This is a genomic window from Collinsella sp. LCP21S3_D3, from assembly GCF_052118305.1.
Taxonomy (GTDB): Bacteria; Actinomycetota; Coriobacteriia; order Coriobacteriales; family Coriobacteriaceae; genus Collinsella.
Window position 1 is genome coordinate 125,052 of record NZ_JBQKHK010000006.1, and the last position, 21,112, is coordinate 146,163.

A 21,112-nucleotide genomic window follows, 5' to 3' on the forward strand; every position below is an offset into this window, starting at 1 on the left:
AAGCGCAATGCACACTGCACGGCGCCAAGCAGCACTTGCACAAGGCATCCGAGAGGAGAAAACATACCCATGAAGGCACTCTACAATGACGGTTCGGTGGCCGAGCTCCCGCAGGACGAGGTCACGCACGTCATCCGCCACTCCGCCGCGCATATCATGGCGCAGGCCATCAAGCGCCTGTACCCCCAGGCCGATTTTGCCTACGGCCCCGCGACCGACAACGGCTTTTACTACGACGTCGACCTGCCCGAGGGCGTCAAGATCAGCGAGGACGATTTCCCCGCGATCGAGGCCGAGATGAAAAAGATCGTCAAGGAGAACCTCAAGTTCTCCGTGTACGAGAAGTCCCGTGCCGAGGCCATCGCCCTTATGGAGGAGCGCGGCGAGAAGTACAAGGTCGAGCACATCGGCGATCTGGACGACGACGCCCGCATCACCTTCTACCAGCAGGGCGACTACATCGACATGTGCGTCGGCCCCCACATCTGCTACACCAAGGCCCTTAAGGCCTTTAAGCTCACCGGCGTCTCGGGCGCCTACTGGAAGGGCGACAAGGACAACAAGATGCTCACCCGCATCAACGGCGTCGCCTTTGCCACCAAGGAAGAGCTCGACGAGCATATGCACATGCTGGAGGAGGCCAAGAAGCGCGACCACCGCAAGATCGGCCGCGAGATGGACCTCTTTATGATGCGCGACGAGGCCCCCGGCTTCCCGTTCTTCCTGCCCAACGGCATGATCCTTAAGAACACGCTGCTGGACTACTGGCGCGAGATCCACCACAAGGCCGGCTACGTGGAGATCTCCACGCCGCTCATCATGAACAAGCAGCTGTGGAAGACCTCGGGCCACTGGGACCACTACAAGGACAACATGTACTCCACCGTCATCGACGACGAAGAGTACTGCATTAAGCCCATGAACTGCCCGGGCGGCGTGCTGGTGTACGCCTCCAAGCCGCACTCTTATCGCGAGCTGCCCATCCGCGCCGGCGAGATTGGCCTGGTGCACCGCCACGAGCTGCGCGGAGCCCTACACGGCCTGTTCCGCGTGCGCTGCTTTAACCAGGACGACGCCCACCTGTTTGTGCGCCCCGACCAGCTGACCGACGAGATCGTGGGCGTGGTCAACCTTATCGACTCCGTATACCAGAAGTTTGGCTTTAAGTATCACGTTGAACTTTCCACCCGCCCCGAGGACTCCATGGGTTCTGACGAGGACTGGGCACGAGCCGAGGAGGGTCTGCGCACCGCTCTTGAGCAGCTGCACATGGACTACGAGGTCAACGAGGGCGACGGCGCCTTCTACGGCCCCAAGATCGACTTCCACCTGGAGGACTCGCTCGGCCGCACCTGGCAGTGCGGTACCGTCCAGCTCGACTTCCAGATGCCGCTCAACTTTGACCTGGAGTACGTGGATGCCGACGGCACCAAGAAGCGCCCCATTATGCTGCACCGCGTGTGCTTTGGCTCCATCGAGCGCTTTATTGGCATTCTGATTGAGCACTTTGCGGGCAAGTTCCCCACTTGGCTGGCCCCCGTGCAGGTCAAGGCGCTTCCGGTCTCCGAGAAGAGCCGCGACTATGCCCACGAGGTGTGCGCCAAGCTGGAAGAGGCCGGCATTCGCGTGGTCTGCGACGATCGCGACGAGAAGATCGGCTACAAGATCCGTGAGGCCCGCAGCATCGACCGCGTGCCCTATATGCTCATCCTGGGCGAGAAGGAGGTCGAGGCCGGCAACATCTCCGTCCGCGATCGTTCCAACGAGACCGTTCAGATGAGCGTCGATGAGTTTGTGGCTAAGGTGACCGAGGAGATTAAGACTCGCGCCTAAGGCGAACAAAACAACAATACGTATAAGGCGACCGTCCACAAAGGGCGGTCGCCTTTTTTAATGCCCAAACAAAAAAAGCCGCTGGATGAGCGGTTTTTTGCACAAAAAGGTACAGGTTTTTGTAGAGGGGTATGGAGATGTGTCTGCTTGCGCAGCAATTTGCGTAATCTGGGAAAACGGCCTGAATTAACTCGTATAATGACCTGTGTCGATAGATACGAAAACCTGTACTTTTGCGACTGCGCCTAGCTGCGAGCGAGAAGCCTGTTCTAAACGCCCCTGCATTTGCGTGCATCGCAAAGCCAAAAAGAGGGGCGAGAACATGGGACAGACGGCACGGCGCCAAGAGCAGCTGCCGGGCGCATTTAACGGCGCCACCACCAATAGCCAGCACGGCCGCGTCCGCTGGTATCTGGTCCACACCCCCAATGGAAAAGAGCGCGAGACCTGCGAAAAGGTTCGCCGCATTATCCCGCACAACCTTATGCAGGACGCTTTTGTGATGCAAAAGGAGTTCTGGTTTAAGCGGGACGGCGCCTGGTCGCTCCAAACCAAACCTATGTACAAGGAATATTTCTTCGTCGCCACGCACGATGCCGCCGCGCTCGATAGGGCTTTGGCCCAGTTGAGCTTTGGCTGTCGCATCGCCGGCAGTAGGGAGCGGGCGTACATGCCCATGCCGGACGATGCGCAGGACTGGTACCGCAGCGTACTGGACGACGACGGTGTGGTGCGCAACAGCGTAGCCCGCATAGAAGACGGCGTGTTGCACATAGAGCAGGGTCCCTTGGTGGGGCAAGAGGCCCGTGTAAAGAAGATCGACCGTCATAAGCGCTGGTGCCTGGTGGACGTGGGCGAGGGTGACTCCACATTTAGGGAGCTGCTGCCGCTCGATGTTCCCAGCAAAACGTAAGGGAGACGTTGCAACAGCTATTCGTTCGTATTTTTGAATTTATCGATTGGAGGATCCCTGGGGAACGGGGACGTAAGTTTGACTGTGGCTGCTAAAGAAGTAACAGAGAGCAACGCGCCCGCGGGGGCGGTGCTGATTGCTCAGGCCATGGACCGGCGTGAGGGCGTCGGCCGCAACAAGGCCATGCAATCCATCATGGACTGGGATCGCTCGCGCCTAGCCTACCGCACCGTCAAGCGCACGTTCGACATCGTGTTCAGCGGTGCCGTGCTCGTCGTCATCGCGATCCCCAGCTTGGTGCTGGCGGCGGCCATTCGCATGGAGAGCGAGGGCAGCTCGTTTTACAGCCAGATCCGCATTGGTCAGACCCGCCCTGACGGCAGCCTGACCACCTTCCGCATGTGGAAGTTCCGATCCATGTACAAGGACGCCGACGAGCGCCTCGCCGAGCTCAAGGAGCTAAACGAGATCGCTGGCGCCATGTTCAAGATGAAGGAGGACCCCCGCGTCACCAAGATCGGGAAGTTCATCCGCAAGCACTCCATCGACGAGTTCCCGCAGTTCCTGAACGTGTTCCTGGGCCAGATGTCCGTGGTGGGCCCGCGCCCGCCGCTGCCGAATGAGGTGGCCCAGTACACCGAGTACGACCTGCAGCGCCTGGCAGTGAAGCCAGGTATTACCGGCTGGTGGCAGGTGACTGACCGCAACGATACCGACTTCGACGGCATGGTTCGCCGCGATTTGGAGTACATCGCTAAGAGGGGCGTTCTGACCGATATCAAGATTGTGCTGCTCACGGTGGTCGAGGTCATTACCGGTGGCGGCGCTAGTTAATTCCCTTTAGTTATTGAAGATAGGTTCTTGAGAAATGATTATCACTCGCACACCCTTCCGCATGTCGTTCTTCGGCGGCGGCACAGACATGCCCGAGTTCTTCAACGAGCACGGCGGCTCGGTCATCTCGACCACGTTCGACAAGTACTGCTACGTCACGGCGCGCCACCTGCCGCGCTTCTTCGACTATTCCACCGAGCTCGTTTATTCCAAAATCGAGCGGGTCTCCGACCCCTCAGAGCTTGAGCACCCCGCGGTCCGCAACGCCATGCAGATGCTCGACATGCGCGAGGTGCGCATCGCCTACGAGGCCGACCTGCCCGCCCGGTCGGGCCTGGGCACCTCATCGTCCTTCGCCGTGGGCATGCTCAACGCCTTCCACTGCATGAAGGGCACCTATGCCTCCAAGGACCGCCTGGCCAGGGAGGCCATCAGGCTCGAGCGCGATCTGTGCGCCGAGGCCGGCGGCTGGCAGGACCAGATCGCCGCGGCGTTCGGCGGCCTCAACCGCATCGACTTCGCCGACGGCGACTTCTCGGTGCGCCCCATCGTCATCTCGCCCGAGCGCAAGCGCGAGCTCAACTCTAACCTGATGATGTTCTTCACCGGCTTCACCCGCTTCTCCTCGGACATGCAGAAGGCCAACCGCGTGGTCGACAAGACCGCCCAACTCAAGGAGATGCTGGCGCTGGTCGACGTGGCCGAGGGTGTGCTCACCGACAAGTCGGCGGACCTCTCAGAGTTCGGCCGCCTGCTCGATACCACCTGGCGCCTCAAGCGCGGTACCGGCTCGCAGGTCTCCACCGGCTCCATCGATGCCCTCTACGAGCGCGGTGTGAACGCGGGAGCCCTCGGCGGCAAGCTGCTGGGCGCCGGCGGGGGAGGGTTCCTCGTCTTCTACGTGGAGCCCGACGCGCAGGAGTCCGTGCGCCGGGCGATGTCCGACCTGCTCTACATACCGTTCGAGTTCGAGGACGGCGGGACCTCCGTCGTCTACTACGGGCCCGAGGACTACGACCTGGAGGGATCCCGCTAATGGATACCAAGTGCCCCCAGACGGGCGACGAGTGCCTGTCCACCTTCTTCGGCAACTACCCCGAGATGCTCGCCTGCGAGGCGGAGGTCCGCGCGGCGCGCGAGCTGATCGCCGGGTCCTTCCGCGCGGGCAATAAGCTGCTCGTCTGCGGCAACGGCGGATCCGCGGCCGACTCCGAGCACACGGTCGGCGAGCTCATGAAGAGCTTCCGCTTCAAGCGCCCCGTCGACGGGGCCTTCTCCGAGGCGTACCGCGAGGCCAACGGCTCCGATGCGCCCGCATGGCTCGAGGGCTCCCTTCCCGCCATCTCGCTCGTCTCTCAGACGGCGCTCTCCACCGCGTTCGGCAACGACGAGGCGGCCGTCGGCGTCTTCGCCCAGCAGGTCTACGGCTACGGCGAGCCCGGCGACGTCCTGCTCGCCATCTCGACCTCGGGCAACTCCGCCAACGTCGTCGAGGCCGCGAAGGTCGCCCGCGCCAAGGGCGTGCGCGTGGTCTCGCTCACCGGCGCCAGAGAATCCAAGCTCACCGGCATCTCCGACGTCTGCGTCCGCGTGCCCCGCGACGAGGTCTTCCGCGTCCAGGAGCTTCACCTTCCCACCTACCATGTCCTCTGCGCAGCCGTCGAGGCCGACATGTTCGGGGGTGCCGAGTAGATGCGCCCCTTTCGCGAGGCAATCGTGCTGGCGGGCGGCTTCGGCACCAGGCTCGCCCACGTCGTGCCCGACGTCTGCAAGCCCATGGCGCCCGTCGCCGGCAGGCCGTTCCTGCGCTTCATAATGGACCAGCTCGCCGCCGCGGGATTCGACCGCGCGGTCGTGGCTGACGGCTACCGCCGCGAGCAGATCGAGGGCTTCTTCGGCCCCGCGTACCGCGGCATGGCAATCGAATACAGCCCCGAGGAGATGCCGCTGTTCACCGGCGGCGCCGTCAAGAGGGCGCTTAGCAGGTGTCAGTCGGACTGCGTCTTCGTCCTGAACGGCGACACCTGGCTCGACGTGGACTTCGCCGCCATGGAGGCGGCCGCGGCCGATGCCTCAGATAGCGTCTCAGCCGTCATCGCCGTCAAGCGCATGCGCGGCTTCGAGCGCTACGGGACGGTCGACGTGGACGCCGCCGGTTCCCTGACCGCGTTCCACGAGAAGCGCCCGTGCGAGGAGGGCCTCATCAACGCGGGCGTCTACCTGCTGCGCAGGGACGCCCTGAATAACATGCCCGAGAAGTTCTCCCTGGAGAGCGACTACTTCGAGCGCGTCGTTGGCGAAGGGGCACTGCGCGCCGTGGAGTGCCCCGGTGGCTTCATCGACATCGGCGTGCCGGAGGACTACGAGCTCGCGCAGACGATGCTTGCGCCGCTCGCCAGGTCTTGGAAGCTCGCCATGTTCGACCGCGACGGCACGATCAACGTTGACACGGGGCACCTGCACGAGCCCGAGAAGCTCGAACTGATCCCCTCCACAGTCGACATCATGCGTGGTTACTCCGATGACCCCGACTATAAGGTCGTCGTCGTGACCAACCAGGCCGGAATCGCCAAGGGCCTCTACACCGAGGCCGATATGCGCCGTCTTCATCGCTGCATGGAGGATGAGCTGGAAAAGCTCGGCGTCCATGTGGACGCTTGGTACTTCTGTCCGCACCACCCCGACTACACGGGGCCGTGCGAATGCCGTAAGCCCGCACCAGGAATGCTGCAGGCTGCTATGCGTGACTTTGACGCAAATTCAGCTGGATGCGTAATGTTCGGAGACAAGACCAGCGACGAAGTGGCCGCCAAGGCCGCGTGTGTTGCGTTTGAGTGGGCGGGGGAGGCGCTTTCGTTTGACAAGCATATTTGATGATAAACGATATGACTTCCTCGGGGTGCCCGTGGATGCTCTCACGAGCGACGAAGCCCTCGAGCTCGTTAGGGAGCTAGCCCGGGACGCTGAGCCTTCGCATGTGCTCTTCCTCAACGTTGACGTGATGGTTAAAGCGGATAAGAACCCCGCCCTGAAGGATGCCATCGCACACTGCGATCTCTCTCTTATGGACGGCAAGCCGCCTCTGAAGGTTGCACAGAAGCGTGGCATCCCGTTACCCGAGAAGGTTTCGGGCAGCGACTTCGTGCCCGCTGTATGTGCTATGGCCGAGCGTGAGGGGTTTTCGGTGTTTATCTTGGGCGGTAAAGATGGCGTTCCTGAGGTGGCGCGCGATAATCTGGTCGCCGAGCATCCCGGCCTTAAGGTCGTGGGGGCGTATTCGCCAATGTTTGGCTTCGAGAAGGACTCTGCCGAGCTCGAGAAAATCAATAAAATGCTTGTCGAGGCTAAGCCGGATATCCTTCTGGCGTGTCTTTCTTGCCCTAAGCAGGAGATCTTCGTTGAGGGCAACCGCGACATTTACAGGGCTCCTGTTTCCATCTCTTGTGGCGCTACGGTGGACTTTCTTGCCGGTAATGTACAACGTGCGCCCGAATGGGTGAGTCGCGCAGGTATTGAGTGGCTGTATCGCTTCCTTAAGGAGCCGAAACGCCTGTTCAGGCGCTACTTTATTGACAGTTGGCATTTTCTTGCGATGTGCTTTAAGCGCTCGGCGCAGTGATGTACTTCCGGTGAGTAGAAATATATGGGAGAGAGCGGATGGGACTCAAGACATATGCGCTCAAGGCGCTCAATAGCTACTACTGGTGGCTGGACAAGCTTAATAAGCCGGCTTTTATTCGCCAATACCCAAAGTTTCTCCGAAAGCTGGGTGTAAAGATTAATGAAAAGCCTGGTGACTGCTGGATCAGCCCGACTGTTTTTTTGGATTCGTCGGGCTATGACATGATTGAAATCGGTGATGATTGCACCATTTCATTCGATGTGGTCGTGCTCGTTCATGACTACAGCATTAACAATGCATTTAGGGCAGTGGGTATCGATGCCGCGGAGCGCCATAGGGTCATCAGACGCCCTGTCAAAATCGGCAGTAACTGCTTTATCGGTGCGCGGTCAATCATCATGCCTGGGGCCGTTTTAGGCGATAACTGCATTGTGGGCTCAGGGGCCGTGGTGCGGGGGAGTATCCCGGCTGGATCTATCGTTAGCGGCAATCCCGCAACGGTTATATCCGATGTTCACGGCTTTGCAAAGAAGCACTCCGAGCGACAAGATTTCGATTTGGACGAAAGGTAGCCCGTGAAGGTTCTAGAGCTTGTCCTCAAATGGAGCGGCGGCGGTGTCGAGCGGTATGTCGAGGACTTGGTTGCCGTAGCAAGCGCTAATGGAATTGACTGCAGTGTGGTCTCAGTGACTACGGCGGTTGATAGCATTCGCGTCGCCGGCGCTGGCCCATTAGTCTCTGGTGGGGTTAAGGGAGCTCTTATCAGCGGCACTGCTGTCTCAGCGTTTGTTGCTGACGGGGGTTATGACATCGTCCATATTCACGGCAACAATGGGCTAGTATTCCATTTTGCTCATCTAACTGTTAAAGCTGGAGCTAAGGCGATTGTTCATTCGCACAACAGCTCTTTCGGTAATAGGTCGAGAGGCGCAAAGAATCTTTTCACTAACATTGAGCGAAAGCTGTATCTAAAAGATTGTTCGGGGAAGCTAGCGTGTTCACATGCAGCAGGTGATTTTCTATTTGCTGGTGGTGAATATCATGTAGCCTTCAATGGGATTGATGTCAGTCGTTTCGAATTTAATGAAGCCTCTCGCTCTGAGGTACGTCAAGCGTATGGAATCCCTGAAAACGCTCCGGTTCTTGGTTTCGCGGCAAGTTTTGTCGATGCCAAGAATCCTTTATTTGTTCTAAATATATTTGAAGAGTATGCAAAGCGGAATTCTGATGCTTTCCTGCTTGTTTGTGGCGATGGGGAGCTGTTCGATAGCTTTAAGTGCCATGCGGCAGGATTGATTAGCGAGGGTCGCTGCATTTGTGCTGGTCGCGTTGACGATGTTGAGCGTTATTATTGCGCGATGGATGTCCTCTTCGCTCCCTCTAAATATGAAGGACTGCCGATTAACCTTATCGAGGCCCAAGCGACTGGGCTTGCGGTTGTTATGAGCAACGCGATAACCAATGAGGTCGTGATTGCCCCTGAGCTTTGCTCACGTCTTTCCTTAGATGACGGCGAGTTTTGTTGGGCAAATGCTGCAGATGGTTTCTTGGTTCGCATGCGATCGCGTTCGATTCGCAATGTAGACGTGGTAGAAAAAGCGGGTTACTCGCAGCCGGCTTGTTTTGATTCTGTTCTCAATATGTACGAGGAGCTTGCTGGCTGATGAATTCTGCATTGAAGATAACTGTCATTATTCCCGTGTATAACGTGGAACATTATCTCGAGCGGTGCGTTCGCTCCATTCTTGAGCAGTCGTACTCGGTGTTCGAGATACTGCTCGTCGACGACGGATCGACCGACGGGTCAGGTGAGCTGTGCGAGCGCCTATCCGCCGAAAACGATTGCGTTCGGACGGTGCACAAGGAGAACGCGGGTTTGGGCTTCGCGCGCAACACGGGGCTCGACAGCCTGCGCTCTGAGACCACGCACGTGATGTTTGTTGACTCTGACGACTGGCTCGAACCTGGCATGGTCGCGACGTTTGTCCGCGCTATAGAGGATACCGGGGCGGACTGCGTGCTGGGCGGGTTCACCAAGCGCGACGGCGAGGGGAACTCCCAGTTCGAATTCAAGCTCGAGGATGCCGTGTGGGAGGGCAATGAGCTGGCGATGAAGTTCATCCCCCGCGTTTGTGGAAGCGCCCCCGAAGCGTCTGACTCGATTCCGATGTCGGCATGTTCGTCCTTGTTCGCAAAGACGAACATAGACGAGTACGACCTCCGCTTCCCCTCGGAGCGCGAGGTGATTAGCGAGGACTTTGTTTTCAAGTTCATGTTTCTGCGAACCTGCAGCAAGGTGGCGACGACGAGCTGCGTGGGCTATTCGTACCGCACTAATCTTTCGTCCCTCACGACCTCGTACAGGCCGGACCGCTTCGAGGCGTGCCTGTACTTCTTTGACTACGCTCTCCGGCTCGTGGCGAACTCGCCCGCTGAGGCGGATTGCGTTTTGAGACTGACGAAGACGCTGTTCATCTATATGAAGATGTGCATCTCGCAGGAAGTATCCCGTGTGAGCGGCAAGAGCCGACACGACGCTTGCAGTGCCATACGGAAGATGGCAGGCGATCAGCGGCTGCTGAGGGTGATAGACGAATATCCGAGCAAGAGACTTGGTTTTGCGCAGAGGGCCTTTGTGGAGCTGCTGAAGCGGAGAGCCGCGAACGTTCTCTATATGGCTGCGGCGCTCGGTTTTTTCTAGATTGGAGTTGCAAGAATGGCTTTGAAAGATGTTGTGAGGAAGGTTTACAACAAACTTCTTGTGAATAACGAGGGTTACTTGAAATACCTGCGCTCGTGCGGGGTCACTATCGGGGAGGACGTTACGTTTCATTGTCCGGGAGAAACGCATGTCGACGTGACCGATCCACACCTTTTGACCATTGGAGATCACGTTAATCTCACCGGACCGATTACTATCCTGACTCATGACTTCAGTTGGTCTGTTGTAAAGGGCAAGACTGGTGAGGTTCTGGGTAACGAGAAGCCGGTTACCATCGGCAACAATGTTTTCGTCGGATGGGGCGCCACCATTCTGTGCGGTACGACTATTGAGGATAACGTGATCATCGGTGCCCATGCTGTGGTGAGCGGCCATGTCGAGGGAGATTCGGTTTGGGGGGGGGGGGTGCCCGCTCGGCGGATTTGCTCGCTCGAACACTACCGGGAGAAGCGTGCCGCCGCACAGGTCGAGGAGGCCAAGGAGTATGTGCGTTGCTTCCGGGCGAAGCTGGATCGCGATCCCAAGCCAGAGGAGATTCGCGAGTACTTCCCGCTGTTCGCGGATCCCGAGCATCTCTGCGGTGTGCATGAGTCGCAGACGATGCTAATGGGCACATGGGATAAGAGCTTAAAGTGGATGAAGGATGCGAGGACCTACAGGAACTATGGGGAATTTCTTGATGATTGCTAATGCTAACAAGGCGGATTAGATGACGACCGACATGATTAAAGAGACGACAATTCCAAAGACCATACATTACTGCTGGTTCGGGGGTAATCCTTTGGGCCCTGACGAGATAGCATGTATTGAATCGTGGAAGAAATATCTTCCTGGTTATGAAATAAAACTTTGGAATGAAAGCAATTGGGATGTTGATTGTTGCGATTATGTTCGTGAAGCATATTCTGCTAAGAAATGGGCTTTTGTCTCCGATTACGCAAGGCTGGATATTATTAGCCGCTATGGTGGCATCTACTTCGACACTGATGTCGAAGTCGTTAATGCCATTGATGACATCTTAGAACGTGGGCCCTTTCTTGGCATGGAGACGATGGGATTAGACGGAGGTCTGGGTACAGTAAATCCTGGACTTGGATTTGCCTCGCGTCCAAATGATCCTTTGTTGGATGAGGTGCTTGCCGAGTATGCGGGAGAGCATTTTATTAAGTCTGATGGCTCCTATAATGATAAGACTATCGTCGACCGTACGACCGAGATCGTTAATAGATACGCCCGGATCTTCCCTGATGGATTCTGGCATGCGAATGGTTTTACGGTTTATCCAGTAGAATATTTCAATCCAAAAGATTACCTTACAGGCTCTATTGTTCTAACAGATAACACCCGCTGCATCCATCATTTCTCAATGTCATGGTTTACCCCAAGGCGCAAATATAAACATGCAGTCTATTCAAGGCTTCTTTCTAAGGGAGTCCCTGAGCGAGTCGCAAATTGCGTGGCCGTTTTTTTCGCCACGGTGAAGTTTAAGAGCTTTCATTAACGGACAAACAGGTAGGTTGTATGAACTCAGAATCGCAGAAAAGGCTAACGCTCAGGATCATCATCCTCTGCTTTGCCTCTTATTGCTTCTTCCCCCAGTTCATACCGGAGAAGATTCAGCTCGGCTTGCTGCTTCTCGGTACGTTCTTGGCTATGGCTTACAGTTTCAAAAGTGGCTTTCTCACAGAAGTCAAACTTCAGAATATCTCGCTTCTCTTGGTGTGGGTGTTGTTTTCCTTGTTTGCTTTGGTCAGCTGCCTGACGCATCACGGTCTGCGCCCAGAGCTGACACTTGCCCTCGTTTTGTTTGCTATTGTGATGCTGTTTGCTTCCATTGGGACGGGCTGGATTGATGAGACGGCCTGGATTTGCATCCTGCTACTGTCGGTCTATTCCATCTCAACTATAGTGCTATGCGTCTTCCCTGACCTCTATGCGCCCATAAAGGCTGCCTTTTTCCCCATGGAAGTTAATGCAACTGACTACCGCTCGGGTTTGACGACTCACTACAGCAACAACGGTACGTACAATGCCCTGGGTTTTATTATCGCTAGCTGCTCTTTTCTGTTCTTCAAAAATCGCCCCAAGCACAAGATAATCGGTGTATTGGCCATGGTTTTCTTTGTGGCGCTTTTTTTGACCACCAAGAGGGCTCACCTTATGTTCAGCATAGTTGCTGTGCTCTTTGTCTATCTTGCATCGTCCTCGAATAAGGGCAGATTTGGAAAAGCCTTGCTCGTAGCCGTGATTACCCTGGGCGTAATTGAGGTGGCGTCTGCGTATATCCCAGCAATTGCTGACACTATTGCTAGGTTCACCGATACGTTTGCAGCCAACAATCTCGACGACGTCGATTCTGGACGTCACCTGCTCTGGGACTTTGCCCTATCGGGCTGGGAACGCAGCCCGATATTCGGCAATGGCTGGACAACCTATTTTTATGTTTGGGCTGACGGGTTCACGACGACCATTATTGCCCATAACGAGCTATATAACCTCCTATATGAGACGGGAATCGTAGGGGCTGCTTTTGCGATTTTACTTATTTGTGCCAGCCTTATTGTTACCTTCTATCTTTCAATCAAAAGCAAATCGATTGAGTGCTCCGGCCATTTGAAGACTTCGCTTTGTTTACAGATTTTCGCTTTAATTTATGGGTTCAGCTCTGGATCGCTATTCGGCTCGCAGTACTACTTTATGCCTTATTTGCTTGCGGTTGGAATAACCGTTTCGGTCTCCTTGGACCTGCGCGCATCTATGCCATCGGAGCTGTCTGCAAGCAATAAGGAGGTATTCTCTGTTGGATAAGGATATTTCAGTTGTGATTCCTGCCTATAATGCTGAGCGTACTGTGGAGCGAGCCATCAATAGCGTCCTGGATTTCGACACTGCCCTTCAATGGGAGATCATCGTCGTGAACGACGGTTCCACTGATGAGACTCAAGCTGTCGTTGAAAAACTGGAACAATCTCATACGAATATTCTTCTGATTAATCAGAAGAATAAAGGTAGATCTGAAGCTAGGAATACTGGCGTTTCCTTTGCGACCGCGCGGTGGGTCATGTTTCTAGATTCTGATGATGTGCTGTTAAACTCCGGCGCACCTTCGCTAGTGTCTGCGGCTCGTGATACGTCTGCGCAGCTGCATGTGTTTCCCATGTTGGTCTCGGATAATGGGGTGACTTCGGAAGCTCCACAGGATTCTTGCGCAGCTTTCAGTTTCGAGGTCAGTGCTCGTGAGATAGTTGAAAGCATGGCAACTGCGGCTGGATTTCCACGGACTGTAACTTTACCAGGTACTTTCTTTGAAGTTAATTCCCCATGTGCCAGGCTCTATCAGAGGAGTTTTTTGCAGTCTCTGGTTGATTCCGGGCTCTCTGGATTTGGTCCATTTCCGAGAGGCGTTCGTTTTTCGGAGGACAGGCTTTTCAACATCGCCTACCTCACTTTCCCCGGTGTAAGTAGAGTGCTATTTTGGCCCTCATCGCCCATTTATTGTTGGGATCTTGGTGAGTCTTCGACCGTTGGGAAAGTGAATCCCGAGGATGGTGCTGATATTCCTCTATTTGCCACGAGGTCTTTTGAGCTTGTCGATGATGGAAAAGTGACCGTGAAAACAGCTGATAAGCTGGTTTTGAGGGAGATTCTGACTAAGCTGCTGAGAGCGGGCTCTTTGACTGGCGTTGAGCAAACGAGAGAGGCGATTAGCACTTGGCGCAGCGTTGCACTTGACTCCTGTATTATGCACTGTTTGGAAAGGTGCAGGGGAAACGTCGTCTTGATTGGCTACAAGCGACGTTTCCAGCCCATGATGAACGCTTTGGTGAGAGGCGATGCTGAAACCGCTTTCCTGTGGGCTAGGTTATGGGCCACGTTACATAAATGGGCAGATTTCTTTAAGCGTAATTTGAGAGGTTCAAGTGATGTTAATTAATCGTAAAGATAGTGACCGGGCAATTGGGATAATCACTTTATCGGGTGATTTCAACTACGGGAATAAGCTTCAGTTGTTTGCCACGTCGAATATCTACAGAAGTCTTGGGTATCGTCCGATCTACTTATCCTTTAATCATAAAGAGCCTTTGGCAGCGCATCCCAAAAGGTTATTGAAGAGCGTTGTGCGAGGCAAGGAGACCGAGTCGGTTTATCCCTTTCTTGATGCTAGGGGCCAAGCGTTTTCACGATTCGGCGCCGGTATTGAGACACGAAAAATACTTTCCGTTGTAGATGTTTGCGCAGATGAGTTTTCTTATTTTGCCGTAGGCAGCGATCAAGTTTGGAATCCTTGCTACGCATGGCAAAACTCACTCTACAGTGGTATCGATAGGGCATATCATGCATTTGTAGACCCTCATGCAAGAAAAGAGTCGCTCGACTGGTATTTTCTGCGCTTTGCTCGGCGCGAACAACGTCTGACTACAGCTCCCAGCATTGGTCTAGATACCTTGAATTCAAGGCAGTCCAAATGGCTTGCTGAAGGCCTTAGCGGTTTCAATAATCTATCCATCAGGGAAGCGCGTGGAGCGGAGATTATTGAGGAACTTACCGGCAAGAAAGCCCTTGTTGTTTGCGACCCAACCCTTGCTGTTCCTAAGCCGGTTTGGCTTGAGGTATCGAATGATGAAGTCACTCCTAGGGAGCCTTATGTTTTTTCCTATGTGCTTGGTTCCCATTCTGGAGACTATGAAAAGGTCATTTATTCAGCCACAAGAGGGGGAGAGCTACCTGTTGTCTCTTTGAGCGATAGGAATGATGAGGGGGAACCCGGTGCGGGTCCCGCTGAGTTTATCTCGCTAATCTCACACGCGAGTCATGTTGTTACTGACTCTTTTCACGCTAGCGTCTTTTCGGCCATCATGGAAACGCCGCTTACCATTATTCAACGTGCCGACGGTGGCGGCAGCATGTTTTCTCGACTTACTTCTCTTTCTGAGGCGTTGGGGATTCAGGGCAAGATCTACGACGGAAAAGACATTGATTTTTCTGCGGCTTCTGACTATGAAAACGTTGCTGAGGCTATTGAGCGGCAGCGTTCCGCCTTTATGGAGTATCTGAAGGGTTGTTTGAATGATTAGCCAACGCAAGGCCGGCGCGGTCCTCGGCTACGCGAACATTGTCGTCAAGAACCTTGTGAACCTTGTCTACACGCCGATGCTCCTGTCGTTCGTGGGACAGGCTGACTACGGCGTGTTCCAGACGTCGAACTCCTTCGTCTTCTCGCTCACTCTGCTCACCTTCGGATTCTCTGAGGCCTATATTCGCTTTTACACGCAGGAAAAAGCAAAGGGCGACGAGTGCGATATTCGTAGGCTTAACGGTATGTACCTCATGCTCTATATCGTGGTCTGTGCTGTGGCGCTTTCGCTTGGTCTTCTCTTTTCGGCGAACGTGACGACGTTCTTTGCAGGAAGCTTTACGTCCGAACAGGTGGGGCTTGCCGGAGAGCTTATGGCAATCATGTCGTTCAACGTTGCAGCGACGTTGTTCTCGACCGTGTTTGATGCCTATATTCTCGCCCACGAGCAGTTTAAGTTCCAGCAGTCGCGACAAATGTTCACTTCACTTGCCACTCCCGGCGTCGCGTTCGTTCTGCTCAACGTTGGGATGGGTGCGGTGGGCGTCGCGGTGGCTCAGCTCGCGGTGACTTTAACGCTGCTGGTCCTTAATGCCCGGTTCGCAATCGTTAAGCTCGGCATGAAGTTCGACATCTCTCGCTTCGACGGGTCTCTCTTCCGCGCAATTGCCGCATTCAGTGCATGGATCTTTGGTAACCAGGTCTGCGATTTGGTCAACCAGAGCGTGCCGAATATGATCCTCGGTGCGCTCTCAGGCGCGGTGGCGGTCTCTGTTTTCGCGGTTTCGATTAATATCAGGGGCATTTTTGTCTCACTTTCCACCGTTATGTCGAACGTTTTCGTGCCCAAGATTAACCGCATCGTGGCCGAGAGCGACGACAATGCAGAGCTTACCCGTCTCATGACGCGAGTGGGCCGCTACCAGATGTTTCTCTTCTGCTGGATCTACTGCGGGTTTGTTCTTCTCGGCCGTTTTTTCATCGTCAAATGGGCCGGCGAGGGCTTCATGGACGCCTATTGGCTTATCAGTACTATGGCGCTTCCTTTGGTCATTCCGCTCTGCCAGAATACGGGTATTGAGATTCAGCGCGCCAAGAACAAGCACAAGGCCCGCTCCGTTGTCTATCTCTGCATGGCTGGCATTAACGTTGCGTTTACCTGGGTTATGTCGCCTGTTTTGGGCTACTGGGCTCCAGCTACCGCCTACATTCTGAGCATCTTGTTGGGCAACGGTATCTTTATGAACTGGTACTACCAGAAGAAAATCGGGCTCGACATGGGATTCTACTGGCGCCGCAATCTGCCCGTGCTGCTGGCCTCCGCCTGTGTCCTCGTAGTGTGCCTGTCGGGATCTTGCCTTGCACCCGTCACGGGCTGGGTTATGTTCTTCTGCTGGGGTGTCGTCTACACCGTTCTGTTCGCGGCTGCCATGTGGATCTTTGTGCTCGATGCCGGCGAGAAGAAGATGCTCGCCGCGCGGCTACCGTTTCTTCGTTAGGAGTTCGCTGTGCCTCATGATGAGATAAAGATATCCAAGCTCGGTGATGCCTGCTGCGGCTGTGGCGCATGCGCCGCCAAGTGCCCTAAGGCCTGCATTTCCATGCAAGCGGACGACTTCGGCTTCGTGCGCCCTGTCATAAATGCCGATGCGTGCGTCGGGTGTCGTGCTTGCGAGTCGGCGTGTCCCGCGCTTGCCAAGTGCGCAGGTGACGAAGCCCTTGAGGTTCGCTGGGCCAAGGGAAAGTCTGGCGAGCTGCTGGAGGCATCTTCCAGCGGCGGCGTCTTCGGCCTTCTGGCGCGTGACGTGCTCGCGGACGGCGGTGCCGTGTGCGGTGCCGCCTGGGCTGACGGTTGCCGCCGCGTCGAGCATGTCGTAGTCGAGGATGTTGCGTCCCTCGACCATGTCATGCGATCTAAGTACGTTCAGAGTTCCGTGGACCGAGAAGTTTACGAGGGAGTCCGCGATGCAATCCGTTCTGGGCGACGGGTGCTGTTCGCTGGCACCGCGTGCCAGGTAGCGGGCATCAAGCGCTATCTGGGAAAGGCGGGGGAGAGCAATCTGCTCTTGACTGTCGACGTCATCTGCCATGGCGTTCCGGCACCGCGCCTCTGGTCTGATTGGATCGACTACAAGAACTCGCTCCGCGGTTCAAGCGTCTGCGACGTTAATATGCGGAGTAAGACAGCCGGATGGCTGTCTTACTCCGCTATGTATAAGTACATAGCGGAGAAAGACCCATCTTCTTCTTCTTGCGAGTCCACCATTTTCAATCGAGACTGGTATATGAAGGCGTTTTTGGCCAACGCTTCGCTGAGATCCTCGTGTTTCATGTGTCCGGCCAAAAGGGGCTGCGGCTCCGATATCACCCTGGGCGACTTCTGGGGATTCCAAGGTATCCATCCCGAAGTTGACTACTCAAAGGGCGTCTCTGCGGTTATTTGTAATACCGAGAAGGGCTTCACGGCTTTTAAGGGCATTATGGCCTCCGTTGACTGTGACGTTGCGACCATCGAACAGGTTCTCGCTGGCAATCCTAGTCTGGTCAAATCGGTTGCCCCGTATGAGAAGCGCGATGAGTTTATGGCAGATCTTGCTTCAGGGATGGGTATTGAGGGGCTGATGTCTAAGTACGACTTCAAACCGTCTCTCAAGCAGCGCTTCCGTGGCAAGCTCAGAGCGGTCAAGCACAAGGTGTTCAAGGTCGTTCCCAAAGGCGGTTGCTAATGGCACGAGATAGGTATCTGCAGTCGATACGAGGTCTTGCTATTGCGTGTGTGGTTTGTATTCACTGCCTTCCCCAGTGCGCTGCTTCGGTGGTGCTGAGACCGTTTCTTAACTGGGCGGTTGCGGGTTTTCTCTTCCTTTCTGGGTTGCTTACGAGCGAGTCTAAAATTTTTTTTTTGGGGGGGGGGGTCTCGCTAAGCGTCTGCACAAGGTGCTGATACCTTATCTGGTATGGTCCGGCATCTATCTGGTGGTGACGCAGCGGCTGACTGCGGGTGGAATCGTCAAGGGCGTTCTGCTCGGGACGTCATCTGCACAGATGTACTATCTGCTCGTGTATGCGCAGCTTGTGGTGCTCACACCGCTGCTGTACCGGGTTCTTCGTTCGCACCGTCTTTTGGTCTACTGCGTCACGCCGGTTTTTCTACTGGTGCGTGAGGTTGCAGCAATCGTTGGGGTTGCCCTAGCGCAGGTCCAGGTGCTCTTTCCGGCTTGGCTTCTGTTCTACGTGCTGGGTCTTGATTGGGGGAAGGTCGGACGCGCTGCGACTCGGAGGTGCTCTCTTTTGCCTGGGTTGCTTGTCGCCTGTTTATTCCTTCAGTTGGTATCGGGCTGTGCGTGGTTGGCGCAGGGTGATTACAACATGGCCACGACGCAGCTTAAGCTGAGCTCGATGGCCACGTCTGCGGTACTTGTGGTGTTGATTGGTTTGACAGGTCACCGTCTGCGGCAGCTGTTTGCACGCAGTCACCTTGTAAAGCTGGGTGACCTCTCCTTTAGAATCTACCTGTGCCATATCTTGGTGCTTAGCGTGGTGACTAAGGTGCTTGGGTTTGTTGCGATTCCGCTACTGATGGCAACTGTCGTTAATCTGGCAGTTACGCTTGTGGTCTCTGCTTGTGTTGTTGCTACGGGAGCTACGCTGCTACCGCGCAAAGTATGCGAAGTGCTCGGTTTTGTTTAGCTTGGTTATGCTCCGGTTATTCCTCCGCCAACCGGGATTTTCCTTTTGATCGTGGGTTGTCTTTGGGTACAGCATTGCTTGATTTGATACGTTCACTGTAGGATATGAAGCAGCGATTATCACGCACGTTTTATGTTGGAGCGGGGCGGTGGATGGCCTCGCTACTTTCAAAAGTGGCGGAACGAGACGATTTGGGTATTTCGTTGGCGACGCTGCATCACATCTAATTTAGAGAGATACAATTAGCCAGGCGTTTCAGTTCAAATTAAGGTGGGCTAATGCTTAAGAGTGAGCAGGCTGGGTTTAACTTGATAAAGACCAAGGACGTGTACGCTATCTTGGATGGAGATAAGTCGTTTCGTTCAGATGCGCTTGATGAAGATATCTCTCTTCCGTATCAATCGGGCCCTATGTTAGTTGAGGTGCTCAATAAGTTTGGAATAGATGCTACGTATGATTCATCTAGCCGCTGGATGTATGTGAATGTCTTGCTTGAGCATTGCATTGAGAATAATCGTGTCTCTGATATGTTGGCCTATTTCTTTAGCCTTGAACGTTTTCAAAATGACTTTTATGGCTTGACGCCGGAGGAAATAAAACGGAGACATGGCGCGGTTGTTGAGGGTGCTATCGCTGCCATTAACAGCGTACTATTCTTTGGCGGACATGAACTGAGATGTTTCGGTAATAACTACGTTATTGTGTCAGTCGATGACGTGCCCGAGATGTCTATTCCTTCAATTAACACGATTGACCGTTCTTATATCAAAGATATGGCCGATAGGGCCCAGGAAGATATTGAACTAGGGAATTTTGATAGCGCTCTCACTAAAGCGAGAACACTACTAGAAGAGGTCTTCTGTTGGGCTATCGAACGCAAGGGGGTGCAGCCTTCGAGCAGTGGCGATGCTGGAAAACTGTTCTCTCAAGTCAAATGTCTCTATAACATTCATGCTGATAGGACAATGGATAGGAGAATTTGCGACCTGGTAAATGGACTCAATAAAATTGTCGACTCTATTGGCCAGATGAGAAATAAACAGGGCGATGCTCACGGAGTGGGGGCATCAAGGGTGAACATCGAGGACTATCATGCAAGGCTTGCTGTGAACGCTGCTGCCAACGTTGCGGATTTTGTTCTGTCGGTTGTTCATCGAGCGGAGAGAAATAGACACTAAGGTGTTTGCGATGGCATGTCGAGTTGGCTAGTGGTCATCAGTTTGTTCGGCCGTCTTTGGTATTACAGCTCATCGTGGTTATGGCTGTTGAGGTGGCTAATTAACTGGTATCGATTGTGCCTAATAACGAATGTTATATAGAAGGCATTGTTTTTTAAAAAGACCTTGCTTGCAGAACTCATCAACTGCGCATTTGAGGCCATTTGCTGAAATGGCTTTAGTCCAATAAGAGAGTCGATATTCGGTTGGGTTGGTGATTTCTGCCAATATGATGTATAGAATTCTTGCCTGCTCGCGTTCGTCTATAACTTTTATGGCGTCTTTGGAGAAGAACTCGAAGGCGGCTTTTCTGGCTCCTTCGTTGCGAGCGAGCTCATTGGCCCAATACTCAATCCGGTATTGTTCGGGCTTTAAAAGGTCCATACATTTGTTGTAAAGGAGCCATGCGTAAGTGGATGGAGCTTGCGAGCCCTCATCTGTTTTGAAGTTCAATTCGTATTACATGCATTGATTAATGAACGACCGTGTGGTCGGAGTGGGCGATTGCCATGAGCTCGTCGTTTAGGCCAAAGTATAGATGGCGCTGGTCCAGGTCTCCGTACCAGTTGTCGCTGGTGTCGTCCCAGGTTAGGTCCATCTGGCACCATTTGCCGTCGATCTTTACGGCGTTCCAGGTGTGGCCGTTGCCGGTGATACGGCCGTTGGCAATGCCCGCTGCGTTAAGGAGCTTGGAGTAGATGCGCTGGTAGCTCTTGCAGGTGTCCTGGTGGCGCGTGAGGCCGCTTTCGGCTGAGCACCAGTTGAGGCTGTGGTCGTACTCCAGCTGGTCGAGTGTCCAGTCGTGGAGCCACAGCGCCATGTCGTATTCCGAGCCGTTTGTCTCTTGCCTGCACAGGTCCACGGCGTCGTTGACGATTTGTGTGACGCTTGGGCGGGCGGCGTCGTTTACGGTCACCTCCGCCGTGGTGCGCAGGTAGTAGATCCCCTTGTCGTTTTGGGGGTCGTTTCTGTCGTTGTCCATAAAGTTGAAGTAGATGCGGTACGTGCCCGACGCCGTGAAGTCAAAGGTAAAGTCGTGGCCCGCGGTGCCCAGGCTGTATTAGCTGCCCCATGCCGCGCGCGACGGGTCGCAGACGATCGCGTCGAAAATGTTGGTGTAAGGGTGACACCCTAGCGCTCGTTTAACGAAGAACGGCCTTCGTCCTAGAATCTGAAATCACCACAACAACAGGTTCTAGGAAAGGAC

Annotated in this window: 21 protein-coding genes; 19 read left to right on the plus strand and 2 right to left on the minus strand. The window is 54.7% G+C overall.

The annotated features are described in order from the left end of the window. Nucleotides 1-69: 69 nt before the first annotated feature. The 19 genes from thrS (at nucleotide 70) to ACTQ1S_RS04505 (ending at nucleotide 19,866) form a co-directional block, all read left to right on the plus strand. Entirely contained in the window at nucleotides 70-1,833 is a 1,764-nt protein-coding gene (gene thrS, locus ACTQ1S_RS04415) for a threonine--tRNA ligase (protein ID WP_427747304.1), read from the plus strand. A gap of 322 nt (nucleotides 1,834-2,155) precedes the next feature. Continuing rightward, on the plus strand, nucleotides 2,156-2,746 hold the full coding sequence (locus ACTQ1S_RS04420; protein WP_441547157.1) for a hypothetical protein: 591 nt from the start codon (nucleotides 2,156-2,158) through the stop codon (nucleotides 2,744-2,746). A gap of 84 nt (nucleotides 2,747-2,830) precedes the next feature. After that, complete coding sequence (locus ACTQ1S_RS04425; protein WP_441547158.1) at nucleotides 2,831-3,580, plus strand: sugar transferase; 750 nt, start codon at nucleotides 2,831-2,833, stop codon at nucleotides 3,578-3,580. 34 nt (nucleotides 3,581-3,614) lie between these two features. Continuing rightward, nucleotides 3,615-4,616 carry a GHMP family kinase ATP-binding protein gene (locus ACTQ1S_RS04430; protein ID WP_441547159.1) on the plus strand — a complete coding sequence of 334 codons (1,002 nt, stop codon included), beginning with the start codon at nucleotides 3,615-3,617 and terminating at the stop codon, nucleotides 4,614-4,616. Continuing rightward, complete coding sequence (locus tag ACTQ1S_RS04435; protein ID WP_441547160.1) at nucleotides 4,616-5,272, plus strand: D-sedoheptulose-7-phosphate isomerase; 657 nt, start codon at nucleotides 4,616-4,618, stop codon at nucleotides 5,270-5,272. Before ACTQ1S_RS04430 ends, ACTQ1S_RS04435 begins: the two co-directional genes overlap by 1 nt. Then, nucleotides 5,273-6,454, plus strand: coding sequence for an HAD-IIIA family hydrolase (locus ACTQ1S_RS04440; protein WP_441547161.1), 1,182 nt, complete (start codon nucleotides 5,273-5,275; stop codon nucleotides 6,452-6,454). Nucleotides 6,455-6,485: 31 nt separating this feature from the next. Further along, nucleotides 6,486-7,199, plus strand: a complete 714-nt coding sequence (locus ACTQ1S_RS04445; RefSeq protein ID WP_368138877.1) for a WecB/TagA/CpsF family glycosyltransferase — start codon at nucleotides 6,486-6,488, stop codon at nucleotides 7,197-7,199. Nucleotides 7,200-7,237: 38 nt separating this feature from the next. Then, entirely contained in the window at nucleotides 7,238-7,774 is a 537-nt protein-coding gene (locus tag ACTQ1S_RS04450; protein WP_117679017.1) for an acyltransferase, read from the plus strand. A 3-nt stretch (nucleotides 7,775-7,777) separates the two neighbouring features. Next, complete coding sequence (locus ACTQ1S_RS04455; RefSeq protein WP_368138878.1) at nucleotides 7,778-8,866, plus strand: glycosyltransferase; 1,089 nt, start codon at nucleotides 7,778-7,780, stop codon at nucleotides 8,864-8,866. Beyond that, nucleotides 8,866-9,903: a glycosyltransferase family 2 protein gene (locus ACTQ1S_RS04460; protein WP_441547162.1), complete on the plus strand. Its 1,038-nt coding sequence runs from the start codon at nucleotides 8,866-8,868 to the stop codon at nucleotides 9,901-9,903. The genes ACTQ1S_RS04455 and ACTQ1S_RS04460 overlap by 1 nt, the downstream gene beginning before the upstream one ends. A gap of 15 nt (nucleotides 9,904-9,918) precedes the next feature. Continuing rightward, entirely contained in the window at nucleotides 9,919-10,614 is a 696-nt protein-coding gene (locus ACTQ1S_RS04465) for an acyltransferase (RefSeq protein WP_441547163.1), read from the plus strand. 19 nt (nucleotides 10,615-10,633) lie between these two features. Next, nucleotides 10,634-11,425: a glycosyltransferase family 32 protein gene (locus ACTQ1S_RS04470; protein WP_441547164.1), complete on the plus strand. Its 792-nt coding sequence runs from the start codon at nucleotides 10,634-10,636 to the stop codon at nucleotides 11,423-11,425. A gap of 20 nt (nucleotides 11,426-11,445) precedes the next feature. Next, entirely contained in the window at nucleotides 11,446-12,732 is a 1,287-nt protein-coding gene (locus tag ACTQ1S_RS04475; protein ID WP_441547165.1) for an O-antigen ligase family protein, read from the plus strand. Continuing rightward, nucleotides 12,725-13,858: a glycosyltransferase family 2 protein gene (locus ACTQ1S_RS04480; protein WP_441547166.1), complete on the plus strand. Its 1,134-nt coding sequence runs from the start codon at nucleotides 12,725-12,727 to the stop codon at nucleotides 13,856-13,858. The genes ACTQ1S_RS04475 and ACTQ1S_RS04480 overlap by 8 nt, the downstream gene beginning before the upstream one ends. After that, the gene (locus ACTQ1S_RS04485) at nucleotides 13,848-14,999 is read left to right on the plus strand and encodes a polysaccharide pyruvyl transferase family protein (protein ID WP_441547167.1); all 1,152 of its coding nucleotides are present in this window, start codon (nucleotides 13,848-13,850) and stop codon (nucleotides 14,997-14,999) included. The genes ACTQ1S_RS04480 and ACTQ1S_RS04485 overlap by 11 nt, the downstream gene beginning before the upstream one ends. Continuing rightward, entirely contained in the window at nucleotides 14,992-16,497 is a 1,506-nt protein-coding gene (locus ACTQ1S_RS04490; RefSeq protein ID WP_441547168.1) for a lipopolysaccharide biosynthesis protein, read from the plus strand. The genes ACTQ1S_RS04485 and ACTQ1S_RS04490 overlap by 8 nt, the downstream gene beginning before the upstream one ends. Before the next feature lie 9 nt (nucleotides 16,498-16,506). After that, nucleotides 16,507-17,724, plus strand: coding sequence for a Coenzyme F420 hydrogenase/dehydrogenase, beta subunit C-terminal domain (locus ACTQ1S_RS04495; RefSeq protein WP_441547169.1), 1,218 nt, complete (start codon nucleotides 16,507-16,509; stop codon nucleotides 17,722-17,724). Nucleotides 17,725-17,926: 202 nt separating this feature from the next. Next, entirely contained in the window at nucleotides 17,927-18,688 is a 762-nt protein-coding gene (locus tag ACTQ1S_RS04500; protein ID WP_441547174.1) for an acyltransferase family protein, read from the plus strand. Nucleotides 18,689-18,966: 278 nt separating this feature from the next. After that, a complete protein-coding gene (locus tag ACTQ1S_RS04505) occupies nucleotides 18,967-19,866 on the plus strand; it encodes an abortive infection family protein (RefSeq protein WP_441547170.1) in 900 nt (299 codons plus the stop codon). 120 nt (nucleotides 19,867-19,986) lie between these two features. On the opposite strand, the gene ACTQ1S_RS04510 is transcribed toward ACTQ1S_RS04505, so the two are convergent. Both ACTQ1S_RS04510 and ACTQ1S_RS04515 read right to left on the minus strand, forming a co-directional pair. Then, nucleotides 19,987-20,358: a hypothetical protein gene (locus tag ACTQ1S_RS04510; RefSeq protein ID WP_441547171.1), complete on the minus strand. Its 372-nt coding sequence runs from the start codon at nucleotides 20,356-20,358 to the stop codon at nucleotides 19,987-19,989. Between the two features lie 19 nt (nucleotides 20,359-20,377). Next, nucleotides 20,378-20,887, minus strand: a complete 510-nt coding sequence (locus ACTQ1S_RS04515; RefSeq protein ID WP_441547172.1) for a transglutaminase domain-containing protein — start codon at nucleotides 20,885-20,887, stop codon at nucleotides 20,378-20,380. Nucleotides 20,888-21,112: the final 225 nt, after the last annotated feature.

Excerpts from the sequence above, each read along its gene's own strand:
- ACTQ1S_RS04430 (WP_441547159.1), top strand. The coding sequence starts at position 3,615 with ATGATTATCACTCGCACACCCTTCCGCATGTCGTTCTTCGGCGGCGGC.
- ACTQ1S_RS04515 (WP_441547172.1), bottom strand. The coding sequence starts at position 20,887 with ATGGACAACGACAGAAACGACCCCCAAAACGACAAGGGGATCTACTAC.
- ACTQ1S_RS04470 (WP_441547164.1), top strand. The coding sequence starts at position 10,634 with ATGACGACCGACATGATTAAAGAGACGACAATTCCAAAGACCATACAT.
- ACTQ1S_RS04485 (WP_441547167.1), top strand. The coding sequence starts at position 13,848 with ATGTTAATTAATCGTAAAGATAGTGACCGGGCAATTGGGATAATCACT.
- ACTQ1S_RS04420 (WP_441547157.1), top strand. The coding sequence starts at position 2,156 with ATGGGACAGACGGCACGGCGCCAAGAGCAGCTGCCGGGCGCATTTAAC.
- ACTQ1S_RS04465 (WP_441547163.1), top strand. The coding sequence starts at position 9,919 with ATGGCTTTGAAAGATGTTGTGAGGAAGGTTTACAACAAACTTCTTGTG.
- ACTQ1S_RS04475 (WP_441547165.1), top strand. The coding sequence starts at position 11,446 with ATGAACTCAGAATCGCAGAAAAGGCTAACGCTCAGGATCATCATCCTC.
- ACTQ1S_RS04450 (WP_117679017.1), top strand. The coding sequence starts at position 7,238 with ATGGGACTCAAGACATATGCGCTCAAGGCGCTCAATAGCTACTACTGG.
- ACTQ1S_RS04505 (WP_441547170.1), top strand. The coding sequence starts at position 18,967 with ATGCTTAAGAGTGAGCAGGCTGGGTTTAACTTGATAAAGACCAAGGAC.
- ACTQ1S_RS04460 (WP_441547162.1), top strand. The coding sequence starts at position 8,866 with ATGAATTCTGCATTGAAGATAACTGTCATTATTCCCGTGTATAACGTG.
- ACTQ1S_RS04440 (WP_441547161.1), top strand. The coding sequence starts at position 5,273 with ATGCGCCCCTTTCGCGAGGCAATCGTGCTGGCGGGCGGCTTCGGCACC.
- ACTQ1S_RS04490 (WP_441547168.1), top strand. The coding sequence starts at position 14,992 with ATGATTAGCCAACGCAAGGCCGGCGCGGTCCTCGGCTACGCGAACATT.
- thrS (WP_427747304.1), top strand. The coding sequence starts at position 70 with ATGAAGGCACTCTACAATGACGGTTCGGTGGCCGAGCTCCCGCAGGAC.
- ACTQ1S_RS04435 (WP_441547160.1), top strand. The coding sequence starts at position 4,616 with ATGGATACCAAGTGCCCCCAGACGGGCGACGAGTGCCTGTCCACCTTC.